The 26,422-nt window shown below is 72.7% G+C and carries 24 protein-coding genes; 18 read left to right on the top strand and 6 right to left on the bottom strand.

Features of this window, described 5'->3' with window-relative positions:
* The first annotated feature begins 86 nt into the window (after window positions 1-86).
* The 5 genes from argC to ACE1OA_RS28450 are packed head-to-tail and all read left to right on the top strand — an operon-like array spanning window position 87 to window position 4,953.
* A complete protein-coding gene (gene argC, locus ACE1OA_RS28430) occupies window positions 87-1,115 on the top strand; it encodes an N-acetyl-gamma-glutamyl-phosphate reductase (RefSeq protein WP_361313308.1) in 1,029 nt (342 codons plus the stop codon).
* On the top strand, window positions 1,112-2,278 hold the full coding sequence (gene argJ / locus ACE1OA_RS28435; RefSeq protein ID WP_384873762.1) for a bifunctional glutamate N-acetyltransferase/amino-acid acetyltransferase ArgJ: 1,167 nt from the start codon (window positions 1,112-1,114) through the stop codon (window positions 2,276-2,278). Before argC ends, argJ begins: the two co-directional genes overlap by 4 nt.
* Window positions 2,275-3,180 (top strand): acetylglutamate kinase, encoded by a 906-nt coding sequence (gene argB, locus ACE1OA_RS28440; protein WP_356600965.1) that lies wholly within the window; start codon window positions 2,275-2,277, stop codon window positions 3,178-3,180. The genes argJ and argB overlap by 4 nt, the downstream gene beginning before the upstream one ends.
* The gene (locus tag ACE1OA_RS28445) at window positions 3,177-4,382 is read left to right on the top strand and encodes an acetylornithine transaminase (protein WP_386546065.1); all 1,206 of its coding nucleotides are present in this window, start codon (window positions 3,177-3,179) and stop codon (window positions 4,380-4,382) included. Before argB ends, ACE1OA_RS28445 begins: the two co-directional genes overlap by 4 nt.
* A gap of 7 nt (window positions 4,383-4,389) precedes the next feature.
* Window positions 4,390-4,953 (top strand): arginine repressor, encoded by a 564-nt coding sequence (locus ACE1OA_RS28450; RefSeq protein ID WP_386546068.1) that lies wholly within the window; start codon window positions 4,390-4,392, stop codon window positions 4,951-4,953.
* A 123-nt stretch (window positions 4,954-5,076) separates the two neighbouring features.
* Here the strand turns inward: ACE1OA_RS28450 and ACE1OA_RS28455 are convergent, their stop codons facing one another.
* Both ACE1OA_RS28455 and ACE1OA_RS28460 read right to left on the bottom strand, forming a co-directional pair.
* Complete coding sequence (locus tag ACE1OA_RS28455) at window positions 5,077-5,673, bottom strand: pyridoxamine 5'-phosphate oxidase family protein (RefSeq protein ID WP_356780059.1); 597 nt, start codon at window positions 5,671-5,673, stop codon at window positions 5,077-5,079.
* A 72-nt stretch (window positions 5,674-5,745) separates the two neighbouring features.
* Entirely contained in the window at window positions 5,746-7,146 is a 1,401-nt protein-coding gene (locus tag ACE1OA_RS28460; protein WP_432753581.1) for a hypothetical protein, read from the bottom strand.
* Between the two features lie 139 nt (window positions 7,147-7,285).
* Here ACE1OA_RS28460 and ACE1OA_RS28465 point away from each other — a divergent pair, with 139 nt between their 5' ends.
* Together ACE1OA_RS28465 and argH are read left to right on the top strand one after the other, a co-directional pair.
* Window positions 7,286-8,479 (top strand): argininosuccinate synthase, encoded by a 1,194-nt coding sequence (locus ACE1OA_RS28465; protein ID WP_147977168.1) that lies wholly within the window; start codon window positions 7,286-7,288, stop codon window positions 8,477-8,479.
* 87 nt (window positions 8,480-8,566) lie between these two features.
* A complete protein-coding gene (gene argH, locus ACE1OA_RS28470; protein ID WP_356780055.1) occupies window positions 8,567-9,994 on the top strand; it encodes an argininosuccinate lyase in 1,428 nt (475 codons plus the stop codon).
* 15 nt (window positions 9,995-10,009) lie between these two features.
* On the opposite strand, the gene ACE1OA_RS28475 is transcribed toward argH, so the two are convergent.
* Window positions 10,010-10,519 carry an HAD domain-containing protein gene (locus ACE1OA_RS28475; protein ID WP_432753582.1) on the bottom strand — a complete coding sequence of 170 codons (510 nt, stop codon included), beginning with the start codon at window positions 10,517-10,519 and terminating at the stop codon, window positions 10,010-10,012.
* Window positions 10,520-10,603: 84 nt separating this feature from the next.
* Here ACE1OA_RS28475 and ACE1OA_RS28480 point away from each other — a divergent pair, with 84 nt between their 5' ends.
* Both ACE1OA_RS28480 and ACE1OA_RS28485 read left to right on the top strand, forming a co-directional pair.
* Window positions 10,604-11,155, top strand: a complete 552-nt coding sequence (locus ACE1OA_RS28480; protein WP_356600958.1) for a TetR/AcrR family transcriptional regulator — start codon at window positions 10,604-10,606, stop codon at window positions 11,153-11,155.
* Complete coding sequence (locus tag ACE1OA_RS28485; RefSeq protein ID WP_386546074.1) at window positions 11,152-12,696, top strand: MFS transporter; 1,545 nt, start codon at window positions 11,152-11,154, stop codon at window positions 12,694-12,696. The genes ACE1OA_RS28480 and ACE1OA_RS28485 overlap by 4 nt, the downstream gene beginning before the upstream one ends.
* A gap of 80 nt (window positions 12,697-12,776) precedes the next feature.
* On the opposite strand, the gene ACE1OA_RS28490 is transcribed toward ACE1OA_RS28485, so the two are convergent.
* Window positions 12,777-13,448: a lysophospholipid acyltransferase family protein gene (locus ACE1OA_RS28490; protein ID WP_147977163.1), complete on the bottom strand. Its 672-nt coding sequence runs from the start codon at window positions 13,446-13,448 to the stop codon at window positions 12,777-12,779.
* Window positions 13,449-13,688: 240 nt separating this feature from the next.
* Here ACE1OA_RS28490 and ACE1OA_RS28495 point away from each other — a divergent pair, with 240 nt between their 5' ends.
* From ACE1OA_RS28495 to ACE1OA_RS28505, 3 genes are all read left to right on the top strand, one after another.
* A complete protein-coding gene (locus ACE1OA_RS28495; RefSeq protein ID WP_432753583.1) occupies window positions 13,689-14,867 on the top strand; it encodes a glycerophosphodiester phosphodiesterase in 1,179 nt (392 codons plus the stop codon).
* A 188-nt stretch (window positions 14,868-15,055) separates the two neighbouring features.
* Entirely contained in the window at window positions 15,056-15,580 is a 525-nt protein-coding gene (locus tag ACE1OA_RS28500) for a sigma-70 family RNA polymerase sigma factor (RefSeq protein ID WP_432753584.1), read from the top strand.
* A 37-nt stretch (window positions 15,581-15,617) separates the two neighbouring features.
* Entirely contained in the window at window positions 15,618-16,100 is a 483-nt protein-coding gene (locus tag ACE1OA_RS28505; protein ID WP_356600954.1) for a GNAT family N-acetyltransferase, read from the top strand.
* Between the two features lie 81 nt (window positions 16,101-16,181).
* Here the strand turns inward: ACE1OA_RS28505 and ACE1OA_RS28510 are convergent, their stop codons facing one another.
* Both ACE1OA_RS28510 and ACE1OA_RS28515 read right to left on the bottom strand, forming a co-directional pair.
* The gene (locus ACE1OA_RS28510) at window positions 16,182-16,610 is read right to left on the bottom strand and encodes a hypothetical protein (protein WP_356600953.1); all 429 of its coding nucleotides are present in this window, start codon (window positions 16,608-16,610) and stop codon (window positions 16,182-16,184) included.
* Between the two features lies 1 nt (window position 16,611).
* Window positions 16,612-16,974: a hypothetical protein gene (locus ACE1OA_RS28515; protein WP_356600952.1), complete on the bottom strand. Its 363-nt coding sequence runs from the start codon at window positions 16,972-16,974 to the stop codon at window positions 16,612-16,614.
* Window positions 16,975-17,668: 694 nt separating this feature from the next.
* Here ACE1OA_RS28515 and ACE1OA_RS28520 point away from each other — a divergent pair.
* The 6 genes from ACE1OA_RS28520 to cobT all read left to right on the top strand — a co-directional run bounded on the left by ACE1OA_RS28520 (window position 17,669) and on the right by cobT (window position 26,199).
* Complete coding sequence (locus ACE1OA_RS28520; RefSeq protein WP_356600951.1) at window positions 17,669-18,733, top strand: methionine ABC transporter ATP-binding protein; 1,065 nt, start codon at window positions 17,669-17,671, stop codon at window positions 18,731-18,733.
* Entirely contained in the window at window positions 18,730-19,398 is a 669-nt protein-coding gene (locus ACE1OA_RS28525) for a methionine ABC transporter permease (protein ID WP_147977157.1), read from the top strand. Before ACE1OA_RS28520 ends, ACE1OA_RS28525 begins: the two co-directional genes overlap by 4 nt.
* Before the next feature lie 84 nt (window positions 19,399-19,482).
* Window positions 19,483-20,349 carry a MetQ/NlpA family ABC transporter substrate-binding protein gene (locus ACE1OA_RS28530; protein ID WP_432753585.1) on the top strand — a complete coding sequence of 289 codons (867 nt, stop codon included), beginning with the start codon at window positions 19,483-19,485 and terminating at the stop codon, window positions 20,347-20,349.
* Window positions 20,350-20,513: 164 nt separating this feature from the next.
* Complete coding sequence (locus ACE1OA_RS28535) at window positions 20,514-21,149, top strand: GNAT family N-acetyltransferase (RefSeq protein ID WP_384871758.1); 636 nt, start codon at window positions 20,514-20,516, stop codon at window positions 21,147-21,149.
* 157 nt (window positions 21,150-21,306) lie between these two features.
* Window positions 21,307-22,509: a precorrin-6y C5,15-methyltransferase (decarboxylating) subunit CbiE gene (cbiE, locus tag ACE1OA_RS28540; RefSeq protein ID WP_356600948.1), complete on the top strand. Its 1,203-nt coding sequence runs from the start codon at window positions 21,307-21,309 to the stop codon at window positions 22,507-22,509.
* 306 nt (window positions 22,510-22,815) lie between these two features.
* Window positions 22,816-26,199 carry a nicotinate-nucleotide--dimethylbenzimidazole phosphoribosyltransferase gene (cobT, locus tag ACE1OA_RS28545; protein WP_432753586.1) on the top strand — a complete coding sequence of 1,128 codons (3,384 nt, stop codon included), beginning with the start codon at window positions 22,816-22,818 and terminating at the stop codon, window positions 26,197-26,199.
* The last annotated feature ends 223 nt before the right edge of the window (window positions 26,200-26,422 follow it).

Below are 26,422 nucleotides of genomic sequence, written 5' to 3' on the forward strand. Positions count from 1 at the left end.
CATCGCGCAGGATCACCCGCCGTGGAACGCCTTTGCATAAAAGTGCGGTCGTGCGTATAGTCATGCCATCCATGAGGAGGGTTTCGATGACGGTACGAGCAGCAGTGGCAGGCGCGAGCGGGTACGCGGGCGGAGAGCTCCTGCGTCTCCTCCTCACCCACCCCGACGTGGAGATCGGCACCCTGACCGGCCACTCCCACGCCGGTCAGCGGCTCGGCGGCCTCCAGCCGCACCTCCTCCCGCTCGCCGACCGCGTCCTCGCGCCCACCGACGCCGAGTCGCTCGCCGGGCACGACGTCGTGTTCCTCGCGCTCCCGCACGGCCAGTCCGCCGCCGTCGCCGAGCAGCTCGGGCCCGACACGCTGGTCATCGACATGGGCGCCGACTTCCGGCTCGCGAACGCCGCCGACTGGGAGACCTTCTACGGTTCCCCGCACGCCGGGACCTGGCCCTACGGCCTGCCGGAGCTGCCGGGTGCCCGCGCCGCGCTGGCGGGGGCCAAGCGGGTCGCGGTGCCCGGCTGCTACCCCACCGCCGTCTCGCTCGCCCTCTTCCCCGCCTACGCGGACGGCCTCGCCGAGCCCGAAGCCGTCGTCGTCGCCGCCACCGGCACCTCCGGCGCCGGCAAGGCACTCAAGCCGCACCTGCTCGGCAGCGAGGTGATGGGCTCCATGTCCCCGTACGGCGTGGGCGGCGGCCACCGGCACACCCCCGAGATGATCCAGAACCTGAGCGGCCCGGCCGGCGAGCGGGTGAGCGTGTCGTTCACGCCGACCCTCGCGCCGATGTCCCGCGGCATCCTCGCGACCTGCTCCGCCAAGGCGAAGCCGGGCGTGACGGCCGAGTCCGTGCGGACCGCGTACGAGAAGGCCTTCGCCGACGAGCCGTTCGTCCACCTGCTGCCCGAGGGGCAGTGGCCGGCGACCGCGTCCGTCCAGGGTTCCAACGCCGTTCAGATCCAGGTCGCGTACGACGGGGCCGCCGGGCGGATCATCGCCATCAGCGCCATCGACAACCTCACCAAGGGCACCGCCGGCGGCGCGGTGCAGAGCATGAACATCGCCCTCGGACTGCCCGAGGACACCGGACTTTCCACGATTGGAGTCGCTCCATGAGCGTCACCGCAGCGAAGGGATTCACGGCGGCGGGCATCGCCGCCGGAATCAAGGAGAACGGCAACCCGGACCTGGCCCTCGTGGTCAACACCGGGCCCCGCCGCGCCGCCGCGGGCGTCTTCACCTCCAACCGCGTCAAGGCCGCTCCCGTCCTGTGGTCCCAGCAGGTGCTCGCCACCGGCGAGTTGACCGCCGTCGTCCTCAACTCCGGCGGGGCCAACGCCTGTACCGGACCGCAGGGCTTCCAGGACACCCACGCCACCGCCGAGAAGGTCGCCGAGGTCCTGAGCGGGGCCGGCCCGGCCGTCGGGGCCGGCGAGGTCGCCGTCGCCTCCACCGGCCTGATCGGCCTCCTGCTCCCGATGGACAAGGTCCTCCCCGGGGTCGAGAAGGCCGCCGAGGAGCTCTCCGAGCACGGCGGCGAGAAGGCCGCCATCGCCATCAAGACCACCGACACCGTCCACAAGACCGCGGTCGTGACCCGGTCCGGCTGGACGGTGGGCGGCATGGCGAAGGGCGCGGGCATGCTCGCCCCCGGCCTCGCCACCATGCTGGTCGTCCTCACCACCGACGCCGACGTCCCTGCCGGGGACCTGGACACCGCCCTGCGCGACGCCACCCGCCTCACCTTCGACCGGGTCGACTCCGACGGCTGCATGTCCACCAACGACACCGTCCTGCTGCTGGCCTCCGGCGCCTCCGGCGTGACCCCCGAGACCGCGGAGTTCACCGAGGCCGTACGGGCCGTCTGCGACGACCTCGCCCGTCAGCTCATCGGCGACGCCGAGGGCGCCAGCAAGGACATCCGGATCGAGGTGGTCAACGCCGCCACCGAGGACGACGCCGTGGAGGTCGGCCGCTCCATCGCGCGCAACAACCTCCTCAAGTGCGCCATCCACGGCGAGGACCCCAACTGGGGCCGGGTGCTGTCCGCCATCGGCACCACGCAGGCGGCCTTCGACCCCGACCTCCTCAACGTCGCCATCAACGGCGTCTGGGTCTGCAAGAACGGATCCGTGGGCGAGGACCGCGACCTGGTCGACATGCGCTACCGGGAGGTCACCATCACGGCCGACCTCGCCGCGGGCTCGGAGTCGGCCGTCATCTGGGCCAACGACCTGACCGCCGACTACGTCCACGAGAACAGCGCGTACTCGTCGTGACGAGCACCACGCGGAAGCACACCGCGCTCCCCAAGGCCCAGACCCTCATCGAGGCTCTGCCCTGGCTGACCCGTCATCACGGCAAGACCGTCGTCATCAAGTTCGGCGGCAACGCCATGATCGACGACGACCTCAAGGCCGCCTTCGCCCAGGACGTCGTCTTCCTGCGCCACGCCGGCCTCAGGCCGGTCGTCGTGCACGGCGGCGGTCCCCAGATCAGCGCCGCGCTCGACCGGGCGGGCCTGGTCAGCGAGTTCAAGGCCGGCCTGCGGGTCACCACGCCCGAGGCGATGGACATCGTACGGATGGTCCTCGCCGGGCAGGTCCAGCGTGAGCTCGTCGGGCTGCTCAACCAGCACGGCCCGTTCGCCGTCGGCATGACCGGCGAGGACGCGCACACCATCACCGCCACCAAGCACCAGCCGGTCATCGAGGGCGCGCAGGTCGACATCGGCCGCGTCGGCGAGATCACCGCCCTCGACACCGGCGCCATCGAGGCGCTGCTGCAGGACGGCCGGATCCCGGTCGTGTCCTCCATCGCCCGCTCCCAGGACGACGGACATGTCTACAACGTCAATGCTGATACGGCGGCTGCGGCTCTCGCTGCGGCGCTGGGCGCCGAGACCCTGATGGTCCTGACCGACGTCGAGGGCCTCTACGAGGACTGGCCGAACAGCGACGAGGTCATCAGCCGGCTCACCGCGAGCCAGCTGGAGAAGCTGCTGCCCGACCTCTCCAGCGGCATGGTGCCCAAGATGGAGGGCTGTCTGCACGCCGTGCGCAACGGGGTCACCACGGCCCGCGTGATCGACGGCCGGGTCCAGCACTCGATCCTGCTGGAGATCTTCACCGACGAGGGCATCGGCACCATGGTCGTGGCCGACGGACAGGGGGAATCGTGAGCGGCACCCACGCGGAACTGACCCAGCGGTGGCAGGGCTCGCTGATGGACAACTACGGCACGCCGAAGCTGTCGCTGGTACGCGGCGCCGGAGCCCGGGTCTGGGACGCCGACGGCACGGAGTACCTCGACTTCGTCGGCGGCATCGCCGTCAACGCCCTCGGCCACGCCCACCCGGCGATCGTCGAGGCCGTGTCCCGGCAGGTCGCCACCCTCGGCCACGTCTCCAACCTCTTCGTCGCCGAGCCGCCCGTCGCCCTCGCCGAGCGGCTGCTCCAGCTGTTCGGCCGCCCCGGCCGGGTCTTCTTCTGCAACTCGGGCGCCGAGGCCAACGAGGGCGCCTTCAAGATCGGCCGGCTGACCGGCCGGACCCACATGGTCGCCACCCAGGGCGGCTTCCACGGCCGGACCATGGGCGCGCTGGCCCTCACCGGCCAGCCGGGCAAGCAGACGCCGTTCCTGCCGCTGCCCGGCGACGTCACCCACGTGCCGTACGGCGACGTGGACGCGCTGCGCGCGGCGGTCACCGAGGAGACGGCGTTCGTCGTCATCGAGCCGATCCAGGGCGAGAACGGCGTGGTCGTCCCGCCCGTCGGCTATCTCCAGGCCGCCCGCGAGATCACCCGCGCCACCGGCACGCTGCTGGTCCTCGACGAGGTCCAGACCGGCGTCGGCCGGACCGGCCACTGGTTCGAGCACCAGGGACACGACGGTGTGGAGCCCGACGTCGTGACGCTGGCCAAGGGCCTGGGCGGCGGGCTGCCGCTCGGCGCCACCGTGGCCTTCGGCGAGGCGGCCGACCTGCTGCGGCCCGGCCACCACGGCACGACCTTCGGCGGGAACCCGGTCGCCTGTGCCGCCGGCCTGGCCGTCCTGGACACGCTGGCCGCCGAGGGAGCGCTCGACCAGGTCAAGCGGCTCGGCGAGCGGTTGCGCGACGGAATCGAGGGTCTGAAGCACCCGTTGGTCTCCCACGTCCGTGGTGCGGGGCTCCTGCTGGGTATCGTGCTCACCGAGCCCGTCGCCGCGCAGGTGCAGCAGGCGGCTCAGGACGCCGGTCTCCTGGTGAACGCGCCCGCTCCCGATGTCGTACGGCTCATGCCGGCACTGATCATCACCGACGCGGAGGTGGACGCCTTCCTGGAGGCGCTCCCGGCCGTCCTCGACGGAGCGGTGCACGGGCAAGGACGAACCGGAGAATGAGACGACGATGACCGACGCGCAGCAGACCGGGAACTGGGGGTCCCCCCAGGCGGAGTCCGGGGCCGGGCCGTCCGTTCCGCAGACCCGCACCGCCCGCCACCGCAGGATCGTCGACATCCTCAACCGGCAGCCGGTGCGCTCGCAGAGCCAGCTGGCCAAGCTCCTCGCGGACGACGGGCTGAACGTCACCCAGGCGACGCTCTCCCGCGACCTCGACGAGCTCGGCGCGGTGAAGATCCGCAACACGGGCGGCGAGCTGATCTACGCGGTGCCCAGCGAGGGCGGGTTCCGCACCCCGCAGGCGCCGCTCGGCGAGTCCGCCAAGGAGGAGCGCATGCGGCGTCTCTCCGGCGAGCTGCTGATCTCCGCCGAGGCGTCCGCCAACCTGGTGGTGCTGCGGACGCCGCCGGGCGCGGCCCAGTTCCTCGCGTCCGCCATCGACCAGGCCGAGCTGCAGGCGATCCTCGGCACCATCGCGGGCGACGACACCCTGCTGCTGATCTCCCGTGATCCGGCGGGCGGCCAGGCGCTCGCCGACCACCTGCTGCGGCTGGCGCAGAACGACCGGTAACGGGGGCCCGCGAGCCTCCGCGACGCGCGTCCGGGCCCGACGGCGGTCAGTACCGACCGATCGCCGTCGGGCCTCCGCGGGTCCCGGCCGCGATGTGCGGTCGCCGCGCGGGTTCGTGCCGGACTACTGCCCCGGCCGGGGGAGCGGCGGCAGCGGGAGCGGCAGTCCGGGCAGGCCGTCCATGCTCGTCGAGATGTGCTCCTTCTTGGCGAAGTACGCGCTCAGGGAGGCGTCGTCCTCCCGCGCGAAGCGCTTGCCGTGCAGGTCGCGGTCCTCGTCGTAGGTCATGAACGGCACCCCGTACCCGCAGGAGTCCCGGATGAGCTCGGCCGAGACGAGGATGATCGCCCGCAGCCCGTGGAGCGTCGGGTCGATCGCGGGGAAGTGCGCCATGAGCTCCTCCCAGCGCGGGTCGTCCCGGAAGACGGGTTCGCCGCGGCCGTGGATCCGCACGATGTTCGGCGGTCCCTGGAAGGCGCACCACATGAGGGTGATCCGCCCGTTCTCCCGCAGGTGGGCGACCGTCTCGGCGGTGCTCCCCGCGAAGTCCAGGTAGGCGACGGTCCGTTCGTCGACGACGGCGAAGGAGCCGGTCAGGCCCTTGGGGGAGAGGTTGACGGTTCCGTCGCCGTCCAGCGGCGCGGTGGCGGTGAAGAAGACCGGCTGGGCCTCGATGAAGTCACGGAGCCGTCCGTCGATGCGGTCATATGTCTTACCCATGCGGCCCATTCTGGCGCGCCGTGCGCGGCGCCCGGCCCCGGCCGCCCCGACAGGCGGCCGCGGTCCGGGAGTTCAGGCGAGCCAGGCGCGCCAGACCTGCCGGAGCCGCGCCCGGCGCCCCGCCGGAGGCTGCCGCGGAAGCCCGGCTGCCGGGTCCGGCACCGGATCGGCGTCCTCGACGAGCCGCACGGCCGTCTCCGCGTGGACGGCCCCGCCGTGCGCGGCGAGCAGCCGCAGGGCGCGAGCCCGCACGTGCGGTGGCCGCTCCGGCCCGGTGAGCCGGGCGAGTTCGGCCGGCGGCAGCAGGGCGGCCACCGGCTCCAGCGCGCGTGCGGCCTCCCGCACGACGCCCGGCGCGGGGTCGGCCAGCAGTGGCAGCAGCCGTTCCCGGTCCCGCCGCGACACCTCGAAGGAACGCAGCCCCGCGACCGCCGACGCCCGTACCACCGGGTCGGCGTGCGCCGTCAGCTCCCACAGCACCGGCATGTCCGTGCCGCGTTCCCCGCACTCGGCGAGTCCCAGCGGCGCCCGGCCCGTTGCCCGCGCCGGGTCCGCGCACCGGGCGCGGTACAGCGGCAGGGGATCCGTGCCGCCCTGCCGCAGCGTCCAGCGCGCGCAGGCCCGCACCATCGCCGACCGGTCGTACAGGAAGGGCTCCGCCTCGGGGGTGCGGCCCGCCCGGCGCAGCGCGGTGACGCCGGCCGCGCGGGTCTGCCCCGTCCGGCCCGCCAGGAGCAGGCCGAGGACCTCCTCCTCCGTCTCCGCCGTCATCGCCGCGATCGCGGCGTCGGAGGCCACGTCCTGGACCACCACGTCGTTGTCGGCAGCGGCGATCCGGGCCAGCCGGCCCGCGTCGAGGTGCCCGCGTGCGACGGCGACACGCAGGGCAAGCCGCCGGGTGGCCCGGTCCCGGTTGAGCAGCAGCCAGGCGAGCGTCGCCTCGGGGCAGCCGCCCAGCAGTTCCTCCAGGAGCGCGCCGGCCGCGCCCCCGCGCCGGCGCCCGGCGACCCGAAGGATCACCGGGACCGTGACGGCGAGCGTGCGGGGCGCCGCGTCGGGCAGGGCGGTCCGCAGGACGCCCAGGGCCCGCTCGCGGACGGGAGGTGCCCAGTCGGTGGCACGGATCGCGACCAGCGGGAGCACGCCGGGGCGGGAGTCGGCGTGGCCGAGCGCGGCCTCCCGGATCCTGCCGTCGGGATCGCACAGGGCGAGGGCGAGTTCCGCCTCGCCGGGGCGGGATCCGAGGCGGGGCCTTCCGGACCCGGGGCGGGTCCACCACGGCGGGGGGAGGTCGGGGCGCCCGCGGGTGAGCCGGTCGTGCGGCGCGAGGACGCCCCGCGCGGACGCCTCGCGGACGGTCTCGTCGAGCTCCGTCCACGCGCGCGGGTCCGCGACGTCCAGGACGCGCGCCGGTCGCCGCCCGCGGGCGAGGCCGCGCGCCGCCTCGTATCTCTCGTTCTCGTCGCCGTGCATCCCCGGAGCGTAGGCGGCGGCCCGCCCGCCCCGCCCCTGGATTTCGCCCCGCCCCGGGCCGTCACCCCCCACCTTTGACAAAACATACGGAGGACTGCATAGTTATACCCATCAGTGATTGCAAGGTAAGGAGAAACCCGTGACCGAGCGCGTCGTACTCGCCTACTCGGGCGGCCTGGACACCTCCGTCGCCATCGGCTGGATCGCCGAGGAGACGGGTGCCGAGGTCATCGCCGTCGCCGTGGACGTCGGCCAGGGCGGCGAGGACCTGGACGTCATCCGCAAGCGCGCGCTCGCCTGTGGTGCGGTCGAGGCCGAGGTCGCGGATGCCAAGGACGAGTTCGCCGAGGAGTACTGCCTCCCGGCGATCAAGGCCAACGCCCTTTACATGGACCGCTACCCGCTGGTCTCGGCCCTCTCCCGGCCGACCATCGTCAAGCACCTCGTCGCCGCCGCGAAGAAGCACGGCGCCGGCATCGTCGCCCACGGCTGCACCGGCAAGGGCAACGACCAGGTGCGCTTCGAGGCCGGCATCCAGGCCCTCGGCCCGGACCTGAAGTGCATCGCCCCGGTCCGCGACTACGCCATGACCCGGGACAAGGCCATCGCCTTCGCCGAGAAGGCGAACCTGCCGATCGCGACCACCAAGAAGTCCCCGTACTCCATCGACCAGAACGTCTTCGGTCGTGCCGTCGAGACGGGCTTCCTGGAGGACATCTGGAACGCGCCGATCGAGGACATCTACGAGTACACCGAGAACCCGGCCACCCCGCGCGAGGCCGACGAGGTCGTCATCTCCTTCAAGGAGGGCGTCCCGGTCGCCATCGACGGCAGGCCCGTCTCGGTCCTCCAGGCGATCCAGCAGCTCAACGAGCGCGCCGGCGCCCAGGGCGTCGGCCGGATCGACATGGTCGAGGACCGGCTGGTCGGCATCAAGTCCCGTGAGGTCTACGAGGCCCCCGGTGCGATCGCCCTGATCACCGCCCACCAGGAGCTCGAGAACGTCACCGTCGAGCGCGAGCTGGCCCGCTACAAGCGGCAGGTCGAGCAGCGCTGGGGCGAGATGGTCTACGACGGCCTGTGGTTCTCCCCGCTCAAGCGCGCCCTGGACGGCTTCATCAACGAGGCCAATCAGCACGTCACCGGCGACATCCGGATGACCCTGCACGCCGGCCGGGCCGTCGTGACCGGCCGCCGGTCGGAGGAGTCGCTGTACGACTTCAACCTCGCGACCTACGACTCGGGCGACACGTTCGACCAGTCCAAGGCCCAGGGCTTCATCGACATCTTCGCGCTGTCCGCGAAGATCGCCGCGAAGCGTGACCTCGCCTAGTCACGACTCGTTCCACAGCCGCCTCCCTGTTGTCCGCGGCAGGGAGGCGGCGCCGTATCCCCACCCTTGTCTTGAGGAGCAGTAGCTGTGAGCAGCAACAACGGTGACGTCCGGCTCTGGGGCGGCCGGTTCGCCGACGGCCCCGCCGAGGCCCTGGCGAAGCTGTCCGCGTCGGTCCACTTCGACTGGCGGCTGGCGCCGTACGACATCGCCGGCTCCCGCGCCCACGCGCGCGTGCTCCACAAGGCCGGGCTGCTCACCGAGGACGAGCTGACCCGCATGCTCGCCGGGCTCGACCGGCTGGAGGCGGACGTCGCGGACGGCTCGTTCGTCGGCACCATCGCCGACGAGGACGTCCACACCGCGCTGGAGCGCGGCCTGCTGGAGCGTCTCGGCGCCGAGCTCGGCGGCAAGCTGCGCGCCGGCCGGTCCCGCAACGACCAGGTCGCCACCCTCTTCCGGATGTACCTGCGCGACCACGCGCGGATCATCGGCGGCCTGATCGCCGACCTCCAGGACGCGCTCGTCGGCCTGGCCGAGGCCCACCCGGACGTCGCCATGCCGGGCCGGACCCACCTGCAGCACGCCCAGCCGGTGCTCTTCGCCCACCACGTGCTCGCGCACGTCCAGTCCCTCTCCCGGGACGCCGAGCGGCTGCGCCAGTGGGACACCCGCACGGCGGTCTCGCCGTACGGTTCCGGCGCGCTGGCGGGCTCCTCCCTCGGTCTCGATCCGGAGGCGGTCGCCAAGGACCTCGGCTTCGAGCGCGGCTCCGTCGGCAACTCCATCGACGGCACGGCCTCGCGCGACTTCGTCGCCGAGTTCGCCTTCGTCACGGCGATGATCGGCGTGAACCTCTCCCGCATCGCGGAGGAGATCATCATCTGGAACACGAAGGAGTTCTCCTTCGTGACCCTGCACGACGCCTTCTCGACCGGCTCGTCGATCATGCCGCAGAAGAAGAACCCGGACATCGCCGAGCTGGCCCGGGGCAAGTCCGGCCGGCTGATCGGCAACCTCTCCGGCCTGATGGCCACACTCAAGGCCCTGCCGCTCGCCTACAACCGTGACCTCCAGGAGGACAAGGAGCCGGTCTTCGACTCCTGCGACCAGCTGGAGATCCTGCTGCCCGCCTTCACCGGCATGATGGCGACGCTCACGGTCAACCGGGAGCGCATGGAGGAACTGGCGCCGGCCGGCTTCTCGCTCGCCACCGACATCGCCGAGTGGCTGGTCAAGCAGGGCGTGCCGTTCCGGGTGGCGCACGAGGTCGCCGGCGAGTGCGTGAAGGCGGCCGAGGCCGACGGCGTCGAACTGGACGGCCTGACGGACGAGCAGTTCGCCAAGATCTCCGAGCACCTCACCCCGGAGGTCCGCACGGTCCTCGACGTGCCGGGCGCGCTGGCCTCCCGCGACGGCCGGGGCGGCACGGCCCCGTCGGCGGTCGCCGCGCAGCTGGTCGAGGTCAAGGCCGATCTGGTGATCCAGCACGCCTGGGCCACCGCCAGGAAGTAGCCGCACCGCGGCACGTCACAGCGCCGCCGCCCAGTCCGCGAGCGCGTCGAAGTCCGGCCGGAGGAGTCCGATCCGGGGGTCGACGTGCAGCAGCAGGGCGGCGGCGAGGTGGTTCTGCTCCACGTACTCGTGGTCGTACGGCGTGATGTCGTCGTCCACCCAGGCGAACGGCCGCCCCTGGGCGTACTCCAGGATGTACTGCGTCTTCCAGAAGGTCCCGCGAGGGGCCTTTCCGTGCATCCGGGGCCAGTCGATGAACGGCAGCTCGGGCAGGCCGAGGTGCGGCCCTATCCACTCGTTCGCCTCGCCCTTCCAGGTGGTCGCCCAGACCAGCTCGTACGCCCCGGCCAGCGCGAGCAGCTCGCCCCCGTGCGCCGGATCGAGCCACACACGCAGCGGCTTGGTCGGGAACCAGCCGTCCGGGCGCATGCGATGCGTCGTGTACCCCTCCGGCCGGCGTTCGCGCTGCGCCGCATAGGGGTTCAGCGGCCCGTCCACGTCGATCAGCAGCAGCGGCTTCGTCATGTGCACAGCATTCCTCTCGCCTCCGGATGAGGCATCGATTTATTGAATGAGACATTCACGTCTCATTCGGTGTATGGTCGTCTCATGTCAGTGGACCGCACCCAGATGCTCCGTGCCGCCGCCGCGCTGCTCGCCCGGAAGTCGACCGCCACCATGGACGAGGTCGCCCGGGCCGCCGGTATCGGCCGCGCCACCCTGCACCGGCACTTCGCCGGGCGGGACGCGCTGGTCAGGGCCCTGGAGGAGCTGGGGATCGAGGAGTTCGAGGCCGCGCTCGACGCGGCGGACCTCGACGAGGGGCCCGCCGACGAGGCGGTACGCCGACTCGTCGCCCGGGCCGAGCCCTGCGCGCAGCTGCTGGCCTTCCTCGTCACGGAGAACCAGCTCTTCGAGGGCGACCAGGTCAACGAGGGATGGGCCAGGCTCGACGCCCGGGTCAGCGCCCTCTTCCGGCGCGGCCAGGAGGAGGGCACCTTCCGGATCGACCTGACGCCCGCCTGGCTCACCGAGGCCCTCTACGGCCTCATCGGCACCTGCGCCTGGTCCGTGATGGACGGACGGGTCGCCGCCAAGGACTTCCAGTACATGATCACCGAGCTGCTGCTCGGTGGCGCACGAAAGAGCGTGGAGACATGAGCAGGACCCGGCTGACGAGCCCGACGACGGGGACGGAGGTGAAGAGCCCCGGCCGCTGGCTCGCGCTCTCGGTCCTCGTCCTGGCCGTCCTGCTGGTCGCGGTGGACGCCACCGTACTCGGTCTGGCGACCCCCGCGCTCAGCGAGGACCTGAAGCCGTCCGGCACCCAGCTGCTCTGGATCGGCGACATCTACTCCTTCGTCATCGCCGGCCTGCTGGTCTCCATGGGCTCGCTCGGCGACCGCATCGGCCGCAAGAAGCTGCTGCTGACGGGCGCGACCGCGTTCGGTGCCGTCTCCGTCCTCAACGCCTACGCCACCAGCCCCGAGATGATGATCGTGGCCCGGGCACTGCTCGGCGTCGCCGGCGCGACCCTGATGCCGTCGACCCTGGCCCTGATCCGGAACATCTTCCACGACCCCAAGGAGCGCAGCCTCGCCATCGGCATCTGGGGTGCCACGGCCTCGGCCGGCGCGGCCATCGGCCCCGTCGTCGGCGGCGCCCTGCTCCAGCACTTCTACTGGGGCTCGGTCTTTCTCATCAACCTGCCGGTCATGGCGGTCCTGGTGCTCGTCGGCATCAAGCTGCTGCCCGAGTCCAGGAACCCGGTCGCCGGCCCCTGGGACCTGATCAGCGTCGGCCTCTCGCTGGTCGGTGTCATCGGCGTCGTATACGCGATCAAGGAAGTCGCCTCGCACGGCATGACCTGGGAGGTCGCGGCCGCCGCGGTCATCGGCGCCGCCTGCCTCCACGCCTTCGTCCGGCGGCAGTACGCGCTGGCCTCGCCGCTGCTCGACATGCGGCTCTTCAAGCACCGGGGTTTCTCCGGCGCGGTCCTGGCCGACCTGCTGACCGTCTTCGGTCTGTCCGGACTGGTCTTCTTCCTCTCCCAGTTCCTCCAGCTCGTCCAGGGGCGTGAGCCGCTGGAGGCCGGTCTGGCCGAACTGCCCGCCGCGATCGGCGCGGTGGTGACCGGTCTGATCGCGGGCCGGTACGCCCGGCGCTACTCGGTCCGCACCATCGTGGCCGGCGGTCTCGGCGCCATCGGCCTGGCCCTCGCGGTCATCACCCTGGTCCACCGGGAGACCGGGTATCCGCTGCTCGGCGCGGCCCTGCTGGTCGTCGGCCTCGGTGCGGGCTTCTCCTTCACCGTCACCGCCGACGTGATCCTCTCCAGCGTTCCCAAGGAGCAGGCCGGTTCGGCCTCCGCGGTCTCCGAGACCGCGTACGAACTGGGCGCGGCCCTCGGCATCGCGCTCCTCGGCTCCATCGTGACCGGCGTCTACCAGGGCTTCACCGCCCCGGCGGGCGTTCCCGCGGACACCGCGGCGGCGGCCCACGAGTCGCTCGGCGGCGCCGTCGAGGCGTCCGCCGGCCTCGCCCCGGACACGGCGACCGCACTGGTCTCCGCGGCACAGGAGTCCTTCGTCGACGGTCTGCGCATCGCGTCCGGCGTCGGCGCCGCGGTCCTGCTGGCGACCGCGGTCGCGGCCTGGTTCCTGCTCAAGGGCCAGAAGCTGGAAGAGGGCCTCGAACACTGACGGGCCCTGCGGTCCCCGTAACGCCCCGGGGGCGGCGCACCGAACGGTGCGCCGCCCCCGGGGTCCGTCCTGGCCGGCGGTCAGGCCGCCTTCGCCTTCGTGGCGTACATGTCCACGTACTCCTGGCCGGACAGCCGCATGACCTCGGCCATCACCGAGTCCGTCACGGCCCGCAGCACGTAGCGGTCCCGGTCCATGCCGTCGTAGCGGGAGAACTCCATCGGCTCACCGAACCGGACGGTCACCCGGCCCGGCCGCGGCAGCCCCGCACCACCGGGCTGGATCTTGTCCGTGCCGATCATCGCGAACGGCACGACCGGCGCGCCGGTCATCAGCGTCAGACGCGCGATGCCGGTACGGCCCCGGTAGAGCCGGCCGTCGGGGGAGCGGGTGCCCTCCGGGTAGATGGAGAAGATCTTGCCCTCCTCCAGCACCCGGCGACCCGTCATCAGCGCCGCGACGCCGCCCCGGCCGCCGTCGCGGTCCACCGGGATCATGCCGACGCTGGTGAAGAACCAGGCCATCAGCCGGCCCTTGAAGCCCTTGCCCGTCACGTACTCGTCCTTGCCGATGAAGAAGACCGGGCGGTCCGTGCAGATCGGCATGATCATCGAGTCGATGAAGGTGAGGTGGTTGCCCGCCAGGATGACCGGACCCGTTCCCGGGATGTTCTCGACGCCCTCCACGCGTGGGCGGAACATCAGCCGCAGGATCGGTCCGAGCACAGCCTTGATGAGCGCGAGACGGGACAACGGTTCCTCCGGTGTCGAGGCGGTCGAAGCCTGAGCGGGGCCGAGCGGGCGGGGTGACGGTGCAGGTGAGGACGATACTCGCGGGTCACCGTCGCGCGCACATCGGGTTCACCGAGTGGATACGCAGTGTTGACGTGAGTTTTCGCCATGTTCGACCAGCGTCTGCCGCAGGTAAGGGGTCGATGCCTACGGTCGGAGCACCCGTCGGCAGGTGCGGGACATCACATCGGAGGAGCTTTCATGACACAGGGTGCGCGCCGGACTCCGGCCCGGCGGACGGTTCTCGGAGCGGCCGGCGCGGCCGTGCTCGGCGCCTCGACGGCGCTGCCCGCGGGCCCGGCACAGGCCGCCGGGTCCCCCGGGTCCGCCGGTGGGGCTCCGTCCGGCAAGGGCCGCGGGTTCCGCTCCCTCCCGGTCCCGACCGTCATCGCCCACCGCGGCGCAAGCGGCTACCGCCCCGAACACACCCTCGGCTCCTACCAGCTCGCCCTCGACCTCGGCGCCGACGTGATCGAACAGGATCTGGTGCCCACCAAGGACGGCCATCTGGTCTGCCGTCACGAGAACGACATCACCGGCACCACCGACGTCGCCGACCACCCCGAGTTCGCCTCCCGCAGGACCACCAAGTCGGTGGACGGGGTGTCCCTCACCGGCTGGTTCACCGAGGACTTCACCCTCGCCGAGCTCAGCACCCTGCGCGCGAAGGAGCGGATCCCCGGCACCCGTCAGGAGAACACCCTCTACGACGGCCGCTGGCGGATCCCGAGCTTCGAGGAGGTCCTGGAATGGGCGGACCGGGAGGGCCGCCGCCGCGGCCGCGAGGTCTGGCTGCACGTCGAGACCAAGCACCCCACGTACTTCCGCGCGCTCGGACTGGGCCTGGAGGAGCGGCTGGCGAAACTGCTGCGCCGCCACGGACGCCACCGCGCCGACTCCCCGGTCTTCCTCCAGTCCTTCGAGCCCACCAGCATCCAGCGGCTGGCCGGGCTGGTGAAGTCGCCCCGCGTCGTCCTGCTGTCGGGCGCGACCACCCGCCCCTGGGACTTCGTCCAGGCCGGTGACCCGCGCACGGTCGCCGACCTGATCACCCCGGAGGGCCTGCGGAGCCTCTCCTCCTACGCGCAGGGCATCGGCCCCACCCTGGACCTGGTTATCCCCCGGGACGCGTCGGGCTGGCTCGGCACCCCCACCACCCTGGTGCGCGACGCCCACGCGGCGGGGCTGATCCTCCATCCGTACACCCACCGCAACGAGAACAGCTTCCTGCCCGCCGACTTCCGCCGCGGCACCGACCCGACGGCGTACGGGGACGCCTTCGGCGCGCTGCGGACCTACCTGGCGACGGGCATCGACGGGATCTTCGCCGACAACCCGGACACCGCCCTGCTCGCGGTGGCCGACTTCCGGGCACGGTGACGCCTGCCGTCCCCGCCGGGGGCCGTCCGCTCCGGGCAGGTCCGCCTCCGGGCAGGTCCGCCTCCGAGGACGGGCCGGCGGGGACGGCGCCCCGCGGGCGGGTCACGGTCCGGCGGGGACGGACACCCGACCGGGTGGTTTGGGCGCCGGCGCGCAACCGTCCGGGGCCACCGCCCGTCGTGCCCGTCATGACCCACCCCGAACCCCACCTCCTGCGCACCCTCGCCCCGCTGCTCGCCGCGGAGTCCCGCGCCGAGGCCCCGGCCGCCGGGGTCGACGCGGGAGACCTCGAACAGGCCGTCTGGCTCAGGCTCCTGGAACGGCTCCGGGACGACGGCGCCCCCAGCCGCCCCGCGGACTGGCTGCGGCGGGCCGTGCGCGCCGAGGCCCGCCGGGCCCGGCGGGCGGCACTGCGCGAACTGCCCTACCGCGAGGAGGAGGCGGCCGAGCCCGACGCGTCGCCCGAGAGCTCGGCGCTGGTCTCCGAACGCCGCCGCGTCGTGCGTGCCGCCGTCCGCCGCACGCCGGGCCGCTGCCCCCGTCTGCTGGCCGCGATGCTCGACCCCGCCGACCCCACCTACCGGGAAATCGCAGGGGAGTTGGGTATCTCACAGGGCAGTCTGGGGCCGATGCGTTCCCGTTGCCTGGGATGCCTGCGCAGAATGCTCGCGGCAGAGGTTCCCGCTCCCCGCCCGCGGGGAAGGGTGCGGTAAACCGATCGGCGGACAGGTGAGCGGGAGGCATGCGCACATGGGCATGAGCGTGACCATCTCAGCGGCGGACGCGCAGGACGCGGAGCACATACTCAAGCTGCAGTACCTGTGTTACCAGAGTGAAGCCGAGCTCTACGGGGACTACTCGATCGAGCCCCTCACCCAGTCCCTGGACTCGCTCAAGACCGAGATCGCCGAGGGCCACGCTCTCGTGGCGCGCCTCGGGGACGAGGTGGTGGCCTCCGTACGCGGGCGGGTCGACGAGGCCGGCACGGTACGGATCGCCAAGCTGATCGTCCATCCCCGGATGCGGCGCCACGGCCTCGGCGGACGCCTGCTCGACGCCATCGAGGGGCACTTCGCCCAGGACCCCGCCCCGACCGCCAAGCGCTTCCGCCTCTTCACCGGTCACCGCAGCGACGGCAACCTCCGCCTCTACCGCAGCCGGGGATACGAGCAGGTGTCCACGAAGGAGGTCGGCCCGCGGCTCACGCTCGTGACCCTGGAGAAGGCCGCCTGACTCCGCTGCCTCGGGACCGCCGGAAACGGAGCGACCCGCGCCGTGAGGGGCGCGGGTCGGCACACGGGGTCGTACCCCCGGTCAGGCGGTCCCGCGCGAGCGGCGCAGCCACCAGATCCCGGTCACCGGCAGCAGGACCGGGATGAAGAGGTAGCCGTACCCGTAGTCCGACCAGACGGTGGCGTCCGGGAACGCCGACGGATCGGCCAGCGTCCAGGTGCCCACGGTCAGCACGCCCACCAGCTCGGCGGCGCAGCAGAGCAGCGCCGCCCTGCGGGCGGTCTCCCCGCCCCGCACCAGCGTGTAGGTGATGAAGGCGTAGACGACGGCCGCCATCGCCGACAGGCCGTACGCCAGCGGGGCCCGGTCGAACTCGGTCGCGATCTGGTAGATCGAGCGCGAGACCGCGCCGACCGACATCACGCCGTACAGCCAGACCAGCAGCATCCCGGGGCCCTGCACCAGCCGGGTGCGGGGTGCGCGGCCGGTGCTCTCGTCCGTCGCGGTCATCTCAGCCCACCGTCCAGATGTCGTAGAGACGCACTTCGAGCACGGCCAGCACGACGGCGCCGGCCGCGACGGTCGCCGAGCCCCACCGACTCCGCTCCGCCAGCGACATGAAACCGGCCGCGGGCACCGCGCACAGGGCGCCCAGCAGGTACGCGATGAAGATGGTCGTGCCCTCCTCGGCCGTCCCGCCGCGCGTCAGCTGCACGATGCCGATGACCAGCTGGACCAGGGCGAGCACGGTCACCACGGCCATGCCGATGAAGTGCCAGTCCTTGGTCGGCTGGTCCCGGGTGAAGGCGAAGCCGCACCAGGCGGCGAGGGCGAGCGCGGCCACCGAGACCGCGACCGTCAGGGCGTCAAGCATGCGCCCGAGGGTATTACGGGCCGAAAGGCCCGGTGCGCGCGCCCCCACCGACCCGGAGCGGGCCCGCTCCACCGCACCCGCGGGCCGCGCGCCCGGGCGCGGGGACCAGCGGGGCAGGTATGCCGGCACTCGCCGCCTCCGGCCGCGGAAGGCCGCGGAAGCCCCGCCGACCGGCCGGCCCGGCCGACCGTGGCCTTGACCACAGACCCACGCCCACGGCCGGGCGCCCCACCCCGTACGACCACGCGCCCCGCGACCGCGTCGGCGCAGGCCACACACGGGGGAGCGGGGGTGACGGCGGACGCGCACCGGCGCCCGGCTGTCCGCATACTGTCTCAGCCATGTCCGCTATTCGGACACTCCCGTTCCGCCCTGTCAGGTGCGTGCTTTACTTGCAGCCATGACCACGACGAGCAGCCGCACCCTTGCGACCGAGGCGATCACGACGCCCGGTGCTCGTTGTATGTGTCGAATGTGCGCCTTCTGAGGGCCCCCGCCCGAGTCTCGCGCCCCGAAGCGAGACCCTGACGGCCGAGCCGATCCGCACACCGCCCGGTGTCGGACCGTGCCTGCCCCGCGCACGCGCCGCTCACGGTCACCCACCGAGCCGGCCGATCTGCGCCTGACTGTCCGAATGACGATGCCCCGTGCCCGGCGGACCCCGCGCCGCGCACTCGACAGTGACGGAAACCCTGTGATCACCACTTCGGGCCTGACCAAGGTCTACGAGTCGCGAGGCCGCCAGGTCACCGCTCTGGACGGCGTCGACCTCCACGTCCGTGAGGGCGAGGTGTTCGGCGTGATCGGCCAGAGCGGCGCCGGCAAGTCCTCGCTCATCCGCTGCGTCAACCTCCTGGAGCGCCCCACCTCCGGCACCGTGACGGTCGACGGCGTCGACCTCACCGCGCTGGCCGCCCGCGGCCGCCGCGCCGGCAAGGACCTGCGCCGGGCGCGCAGCAGCATCGGCATGGTCTTCCAGCACTTCAACCTGCTGTCCTCGCGCACCGTGCAGGACAACATCGAGCTGCCGCTGGAGATCCTCGGCGTCCCCGGCGCCGAGCGCGGCCGCCGCGCCCTGGAACTGCTCGACCTCGTCGGCCTCGCCGACAAGGCCAAGGCGTACCCCGGCCAGCTCTCCGGAGGCCAGAAGCAGCGCGTCGGCATCGCCCGCGCCCTGGCCGGCGAGCCCAAGGTGCTGCTCTCCGACGAGGCCACCAGCGCGCTCGACCCGGAGACCACCCGCTCCATCCTCCAGCTGCTGCGCGACCTCAACCGCCAGCTCGGCCTGACCGTCCTCCTCATCACGCACGAGATGGACGTCGTCAAGTCGATCTGCGACTCGGCCGCGCTCATGCAGAAGGGCCGGATCGTCGAGTCCGGCACCGTCAGCGAACTGCTCGCCACCCCCGGCTCCCAGCTGGCGGCCGAGCTGTTCCCGGTCAGCGGCGCCGCCACCGGCCCCGACCGCACGGTCATCGACGTCACCTTCCACGGCGAGGCCGCCACCCAGCCCGTGATCTCCCAGCTGTCCCGGACCTACAACATCGACATCTCGATCCTCGGGGCGGCGATGGACACGGTCGGCGGCCGGCAGATCGGCCGGATGCGGATCGAGCTTCCCGGACGGTACGAGGAGAACGTCGTCCCCGTCGGCTTCCTGCGCGAGCAGGGCCTCCAGGTCGACGTCGTCGACGAGGACATCGTGTCCGCGCCCTCCGTCCTCCCCGCCCAGACCCTCGTCAAGGAAGGTGCCAAGTGACCTGGTCCGAGATGCAGCCCCTGCTGGAGCAGGGCACCGTCGACACCCTCTACATGGTCCTGTGGGCCACGGCGGTCACCGTCGCCGGCGGCCTGCCGCTCGGCATCCTCCTCGTCCTCACGGACAAGGGCGGCCTGCTGCAGAACACCGTGGTCAACAAGGTCGTCGGCGTGATCGTGAACATAGGCCGCTCGCTGCCGTTCATCATCCTGCTGATCGCCCTGATCCCCTTCACCACGTTCGTGGTCGGCACCTTCATCGGCCCCACCGCCATGATCGTCCCGCTCGCCATCGGCGCCATCCCCTTCTTCGCGCGCCTGGTCGAGACGTCCGTCCGCGAGGTCGACCACGGGCTGGTCGAGGCCGTCCAGTCCATGGGCGGCTCCGTGCCCACGATCATCCGCAAGGTGCTGCTGCCGCAGGCACTGCCCTCGCTGGTCTCCGGCGTCACCACCACCGTGATCGTCCTCGTCGGTTACTCCGCGATGGCCGGCGCGGTCGGCGGCGAAGGGCTCGGATCCAAGGCCATCACCTACGGATACCAGCGCTTCGACACCCAGTTCATGCTGGTCACCGTCGTCGTCCTGATCGCGATCGTCACCGTCGTCCAGCTCATCGGCGACCTGGCCGTCCGGCTCCTCGCCCGCCGCGGACGCACCGCGTAACCCCACCGACTTCGTCATTCGACGAACAGCAGCCCGGACTTGTTGTCCAGGCGTCCACCGCACCACCGGAAAGAGGCACTCTTCGTGCGCAAGAACATCAAGCTCACCGCCGGTTTCGCCGCCACCGCCGCCGTTGCCCTGGGTCTCACCGCCTGCGGCACCTCGTCCGACCCGTCCTCCTCCAAGGACGCGGCCGGCTCCGGCGACACCTCGAAGCCGCTCGTCGTCGCCGCGTCCCCGACGCCCCACGCCGACATCCTCAGCTTCGTCAAGGACAAGCTCGCCGCGAAGGCGGGCCTGAAGCTGGAGGTGAAGGAGTTCACGGACTACGTCCTGCCGAACACCGCCACCGAGTCCGGCCAGGTCGACGCCAACTTCTTCCAGCACAAGCCGTACCTCGACGACTTCAACGCGAAGAACAAGACCCACATCGTCCCGGTGGTCAACGTCCACCTGGAGCCGCTCGGCCTGTACTCCAAGAAGGTCAAGGACCTCAAGGACCTCAAGGCCGGCCAGACGATCGCCGTCCCGAACGACACCACCAACGGCGGCCGCGCGCTCAGGCTGCTCGCCGACAACGGGCTCATCACCCTGAAGGACGGCGTCGGTTCGAACGGCAAGCTGTCCGACATCACGGACAAGAAGGGCCTGGAGTTCAAGGAGCTGGAGGCCGCCACCGTGCCCCGCGCCCTGAACGACGTGGACGCCGCGGTCGTCAACGGCAACTACGCCATCGAGGCCAAGCTCAACCCGGCCACCGACTCCCTGGCCCTGGAGAAGGCGGAGGGCAACCCCTACGCCAACTTCCTCGCCGTCAAGGAGGGCAACGAGAAGGACGCCCGCGTGCAGAAGCTCGCCAAGCTCCTCAACTCGCCCGAGGTGAAGAAGTACATCGAGGACACCTACAAGAACGGTGCGGTCATCCCGGCCTTCGGCGCCGTCGCCAAGTAAGGCCCGCAGTAGAGTTCTTGTGACGAAGGCCCCCGCATCCCGTCCGGTGCGCGGGGCCTTCGTCGCCCCCGTCGCGCGGTGGCCCCGGCCATGCGCGACGGTGATGCATGCTGCATGCTGTGCGTTCACGGTCGATTCGGACGGTCCACGGCATGGAGCTGAGCATGACTACCACCTTTCCGGACATCTCCATCAACACGGATCGGTTGGTGCTGCGCCCGTACGAAGAGGCCGACATCCCCGCCTTCGTGGAGATGATGAACGACGAACTCGTCACCGCCTGGACCTCGGTGACACACCCTTACACCCGCTCGCACGCCGAGGACTGGGTGCGCAGGATCGCTCCTGCGGAACGGTCCGAGGGCCGCGGCATCGTGCTGGCCGTCACCGAGTTCCTCACCCAACGCCTCGTGGGCACCGTCCGGTTGCGCGGCACGCACTGGCGCACACTCGCCACCGAGGTGTCCTACGTGACCGCACCGTGGGCCCGCGGCGAGGGCTACGCCACCGAATCCGTGCTCGCCGTCGCCCAATGGCTCTTCCGGGACCGGAAGTTCGAGCGCCTGGAGCTGCGCACCCCCGCCGACAACACCGCGGCCCAGCAGGTGGCGCAGAAGATCGGCTGCATCAGCGAAGGCGTCCTGCGCAACGCGTGGATAGCGCGTACCCAGACCGAGTCCGGGGAATGGACCGACATGCGGACCGACCTCATCGTCTGGAGCCTGCTGCCCGAGGACCTCGAAGGGGTGGCCGACCAGATGGCCGAGGCCGGATACTCCTCTTACACCGACTGGAGCTGACCCGCGGCACGGCCTCTCCGGGCCGCCGCGCCGACGGATCCCGACGCACCCGCGAGCCCGTGGCCGGAGAGTCCCCCGACGGTCCCGCGAGCGACCCTCCGAGGTACGCTCTGCACGCCCCCGACCTGCAACGACATACCTCAGGAGACACGCGACGATGGCCGATCGGGTCACGGTGATCGGCTGGGACGGTTCGCCCCTCACCGCGGCGGCCCGGTCCGCGCTCTCCGCCGCCACGCTGGTGGCCGGAGCGGGTCACCACCTCACCCTGCCCGAGGTGCCGCCCGGCGCGGAGCGCATCCGCCTCGGCAGCGTCGACCTCGCCGCCCGCCGGATCGCGGGCCACCGCGGCACCGCAGTGGTCCTCGCCGACGGCGACCCCGGCTTCTTCGGCGTCGTCCGCACCCTGCGCGCCCGTGAGCACGGCCTGGAGGTCGAGGTCGTCCCCGCCGTCTCCTCCGTCGCCGCCGCCTTCGCCCGCGCCGGCATGCCCTGGGACGACGCCCGGATCGTCGTCGCCCACCAGCGGGACCTGCGCAGGGCCGTCAACGTCTGCCGCGCCCATCCCAAGGTCGCCGTCCTGACGTCCCCCGGAGCCGGGCCCGCGGAACTCGCCCTCCTCCTCGACGGCGTCCACCGCACCTTCGTCATCTGCGAGGCGCTCGGCACCGACCGTGAACAGGTCACCGTCCTCACCTCCGACAAGGCCGCCGACCACGTCTGGCGCGATCCGAACGTCGTCATCGTCATCGGCGGCACCACGACCGGCGGCCAGGGCGGCGGCTGGCTGATGGGCCACGAGACCCCGGCCGAACGCGGCTGGGCGCTGCCCGTGGAGGCGGACGACCCCGGCCGGGGCGACGGCCCCGCGCTGCGCGCCGCCCAGCTGGCCCGCCTCGGCCCCCGGGTCGGCGACCTGGTCTGGGACATCGGCTGCGGCGGCGGTGCCTTCGCCGTCGACGCCGCCCGCTTCGGCGCCGCCGTCATCGCCGTCGACGCCGACCCGGCCGCCTGCGCACGGACCGAGGCCGCGGCCCAGCGGGCCGGCGTCCGGCTGCAGACCGTGCCCGGCCGCGCCCCGCACGTCCTCGAACGGCTTCCCGAACCCGATGTCGTACGGATCGGCGGCGGCTCGGTCCCCGTCGTCACGGCCTGCACCGCCCGGCGGCCCGAACGCATCGTCGTCCACGCCTCCACCCGGGACGAGGCCGAGGCGGTGGGCGCGGCACTGGGAGCCGGCGGATACGACGTCGAGTGCGTCCTGCTGCAGACCGTCGGGCTCGATCCCGAGGTCTGGACCGAGCGCGAACGCTCCGTCGTCTTCCTGCTCGGCGGCCGCAGGATCGACCGCGCCCCGTGACCGAACGGCCTCGCAGGGCCAGGTAGGCTGGCCGATTGTTGTACCGCACCGGGACGTTCGGCGTTTTGTTCGTCAATGTCGGGAAGTAGTGACCGCATTCGGTCGCTGATGTGGTGCGGAGCAGCGGGGGGACGCGCGACGTGGCGCAGTCCACAGCGCACCGAGGCGGATCGGCCTGCCACGATGGCGGAAGGCCGCGACAATGCTTGGGGTGCCGGCGCGTCATTCGTGCCGCACGGCGCGCACGCTCGTTCTTGTTGACGGGCGAAGGTCTGAAGGAGCACAACCGATGGGCGAGGGGTACGCATGACGGACACCGGCCAGGTCCCGGGCGAGGGGCTGCCGGAGAACGCAGGCATGGTCGAGCAGCCGGGCATCCCCGCTCCGGGCGCGTACACCTACCTGGACCCCTCCGAGAACGCAGCCGAGGACGACGACCTTCTTCTGATGCCGGGCGCCCAGGGCGCCTGGAGCGAGCACCAGCCGGGTGTCGTGCCCGCACCACCGGTCGCCGTGCACGCTCCCGCACCCGTGCAGGGCATGGTGCCCGGACAGGTGCCGCCCATGGTCGACCCGCTCACCGACCCGCTGGCGGGCCCGCTCGCCGACGCGCTGGCCGCCGCCCAGGCCCCGATGGGCCAGGCCGCGCAGGCGTCCCAGGGGACCCCGCCGCACGGTGTGCCGGCCGGTCACCTCTCGACCCCCGCCCACGGGATCCCGATGGGCGAGCCGGTCCCGTCCACCCCCGCCCACGGCGTGCCGGTGGCCGACGCCGGCCCGTCCACCCCCGCCCACGGCGTCCCCGCGGCGCCGCAGGAGCAGGTCGTCACCGACCACGGCTACGAGCCGGGGATCCTGGACACCGGCGCCCACGAGGCCGCCGGCCGTGACTCCGGCTCGGTGGACCTCGGCGGCGTCCGTGTCACGCCGCTCGCCGCGTCCGTGACGCCGCCGCCCGCGCGCCGGCCGCTGCACCTCGGCCCGATCGCTCCGGAAAGCACCGGGGGCGTCGTGCGCTCGCTGGCCGACCGCGGTCCGGCCGCGCCGGTGCCCGCGCCCGTCGCGGCCCCCGTCGCCGCCACCGCGACCGGTCCGGTTCCCACCCGCGTACAGGGTCCGCCGACCACGGGCCCCGAGTACCTCGACGTCCCGCAGGACAGCCAGGAGCAGTCCGCGCCGCAGGGCGCGGTGCCGTGGGACGCGCAGCCCCAGGAACCCGTGGCCCAGCAGCCCGTCGCCGCAGAAACGGTCGGTCATTTCGTCCAGGTCGAGGGCACGGTGCCGACCGCCCCGCACCTCGCGCCGACCCCGGTGGCCGAGGCCGCCGCGGAGCCGGTCGCGGAGGCCGCCGGGCCCGAGTCCCCGGCCGAGCCGGTCCAGGCCGCCGAGCCGTCCGTGGAGCAGCAGCCCGTCGCCGCCGAGGTGCCCGCCGCGGCGGAGGTGCCCCTCACCGACACCCCGGCGGCCGTTCCCGCCCCGCGCGACGGCGGCCCCACCACCGCCGCTCCGGCGTCCCCGGTGGAGACCGAGGACGTCGTCGCGGACGCGCCCGCGGCCGAAGCCGCCGCGCCCGCGGCGATCGACGTCCCCCCGGAGCCGGAGGCGCCGGCCGAGGCCGTCGTCGAGGCGGTCGCCCCGGAGGTCCCCGTCGTCGAGGACGCCGCGCAGCCCGAGGCCCCGGCCGAGAGCGCCGGGGTCCCGGCCCAGCCCGAGGCCCCCGCCGTGACCCCCGAGCCGGCGGCCACGGTCGTCGAGCCCGAGGCCCCCGCCGAGGCGGCGGAGCCGGCGCGGGACGAGGCGGAGGTCCTCGCCGAAGCCGAGCCCGAGGCCGTCGCCGTGACCGCCGAGGCCCCGGCCGCCGAGGCCGAGCAGGCGGCGCCGACCGAGCAGGTCGAGCTCGTCGAGGTTCCCGCCGACGCCGGTGCCGGTGCCGGTACGACGGAGGCAGAGCCCGCCGGAGCCCCCGCGCCCGGATACGACGACGCCGAGCGCGAGGCCGTGCTCCGCGTGATGCGCGAGCGCCGCGACATCCGCAACGGCTTCCGCTCCGACCCGATCCCGCACGAGGTGCTGCTCCGCGTCCTGGAGGCCGCCCACACGGCCCCCAGCGTCGGCCACTCGCAGCCCTGGGACTTCGTCGTCATCCGCTCCGCGGAGACCCGCCGGAGCATGCACGAGCTCGCCCAGCGCCAGCGCGAGGCGTACGCCAAGTCGCTGCCGAAGGCCCGGGCGAAGCAGTTCAAGGAACTGAAGATCGAGGCCATCCTCGACACCCCGGTCAACATCGTCGTGACCGCCGACCCTACCCGGGGCGGCCGGCACACCCTCGGCCGCTACACGCAGCCGCAGATGGCGCCGTACTCCTCGGCCCTGGCCGTCGAGAACCTCTGGCTCGCCGCCCGCGCCGAGGGCCTCGGCGTCGGCTGGGTCAGCTTCTTCGACGAGCGCGAGATGGTCCGCGCCCTCGGCCTGCCCGAGCACCTGGAGGTCGTCGCCTACCTGTGCGTGGGCTATGTCGACGAGTTCCCGGAGGAGCCCGAGCTCATGCAGGCGGGCTGGTCGAAGCGCCGCCCGCTGTCCTGGGTCGTCCACGAGGAGACGTACGGCCGCCGCGCCCTGCCCGGCGAGGAGCCGCACGACCTGCTCCAGGAGACGATCTCCAACATCCGCCCGCTCGACGCCAAGGCGCTCGGCGAGGCGTGGGAGCGGCAGAAGCGCATGACGAAGCCCGCCGGGGCGCTCGGCATGCTGGAGATCATCTCCGCCCAGCTCTCCGGGCTCTCGCGGATGTGCCCGCCCCCGATCCCCGAGCCCGCGGCCGTCGCGATCTTCGCCGGCGACCACGGCGTGCACGCCCAGGGCGTCACCGCGTGGCCCCAGGAGGTGACCGGCCAGATGGTCGCGAACTTCCTCGGCGGCGGAGCGGTCTGCAACGCCTTCGCCAACCAGGTCGGCGCCGAGGTCTGCGTCGTCGACGTCGGTGTCGCCTCCGACCTGCCGTCGACGCCGGGGCTGCTGCCCCGCAAGGTCCGTGCCGGCACCGGCGACTTCACGACCGGCCTCGCCATGACCCGCGAGGAGGTGCTCGCGGCGATCGAGGTGGGCATCGAGACGGCCCGGGACCTGGTGGCAGCCGGCAACAAGGCGCTGCTCACCGGTGAGATGGGCATCGCGAACACCACCGCGTCCGCCGCGCTGATCTCGGTCTACACCGGGGTCGACCCGGTCGAGGTCACCGGTCGCGGCACCGGCATCAACGACGAGATGCACGCGCGGAAGGTGGACGTGGTCCGCCGTGCGCTCGAACTCCACAAGCCGGACCCGGCGGACCCGATCGGCGTCCTGTCGGCGATCGGCGGCCTGGAGCACGCGGCACTGGTCGGCCTGATCCTCGGTGCGGCCTCGCTGCGCACGCCGGTCGTCCTCGACGGCGTCTCGACGGGTGCGGCGGCTCTGGTGGCCCGGGCGATCGCGCCCGAGTCCCTGGCGGCCTGCATCGCGGGCCACCGCAGCGCGGAGCCGGGCCACGTGGCCGCCCTCAACAAGCTGGGCCTGCGCCCGCTGGTCGACCTCGACCTGAGGCTCGGCGAGGGCACGGGCGCGCTGCTGGCCCTGCCCATCGTGCAGAGCGCGGCCCGCGCGATGCACGAGGTGGCGACGTTCGACTCCGCGGGCGTGACGGAGAAGTAGAGAGGCCGCCATGGCCATCGGGTCCGGCTCGCACGTGACCCGGACCCGGCACGACCCGGACCCACTCCGCTGGGCCCGGGTCGACTGCTGCCGCGGCACGAGCCGTGGGGGAGGGGCGGCCCGCGGCCGCCCCGCCGTGGTGCGGCCGCGGGCATCCCCTGGCGGGGCCCCGCCCGGAGAGCCTCCCGGCCTGCGCCTCCCCGCTCCGACCCCGCCCCACCGG

Origin of the sequence: Streptomyces sp. JL2001, assembly GCF_050917515.1 — a bacterium.
In the GTDB taxonomy this organism is placed as follows: Bacteria; Actinomycetota; Actinomycetes; order Streptomycetales; family Streptomycetaceae; genus Streptomyces.